This is a genomic window from Vibrio sp. D173a (genome assembly GCF_030248475.1).
The window spans coordinates 1-670 of sequence record NZ_JAHGAH010001510.1; the positions used below are offsets into that span (position 1 = coordinate 1).

Sequence of the window (670 nt, forward strand, 5' to 3'; positions counted from 1 at the left end):
CTCTACGGGTGTACCTTCTAGAACTTCTGGCATTAATAGCAGAGCTTCTTCAGACGTTGCACCATCGTTGTCCGTAACCGAGATCGTTAATTTACCTCCTGCAGACCATTGCATTTCAGGTGTACCCGAAATCGTGATGATTAGGTTGTCTAAGTCAGTGTCAGTTGATAGTCCAGGTACAACGCCACCTAACCCAACAGTAGTGCTGCGAATGTAGCCATCAGCATCCTTGAATAGGTTGCTAATATCGATATCTTGAGAGAAGGCCTCACCTTCTTGTAGGTACCAGTCACTTACTTCTGATTGAAGACGAGCTTTTTCTTCACAGTTAAGTTGAGCGGGTATGAACGTGAGCCTAGTGCATCTTTCGCGAAAATTTGGTAGTTAAACGTTCCGACAGCAGTAGGCGAGCCACTGATGAACCCTGTTGTTTTATTGATGGTTAAACCATTCAATTTATTATTCAGTTCATAGATTTCATAAGTCAAAACATCATCTTCAGCATCGCTGAAGTATTGAGATACATCGATCTCCTCCCAAGTGTCAGCTTTAGTCATGACAATCGGGTCTAGGCTATCATTTTCTTGATTGTGAGTTGGACGAGAGTTTGGGGTGACAATTGGTGCCCCACCATCTTCTGGGACTTCCACCACAGGTGAGAAATCTTCAA

1 protein-coding gene is annotated in these 670 nt (G+C 43.7%); it reads right to left on the reverse strand.

Translation table 11 applies throughout. The annotated features are described in order from the left end of the window. Nucleotides 1–293: 293 nt before the first annotated feature. Nucleotides 294–670 (reverse strand): Ig domain-containing protein (locus KIV40_RS34395; protein ID WP_285353929.1); only part of this gene is annotated, 377 nt, incomplete at its 5' end.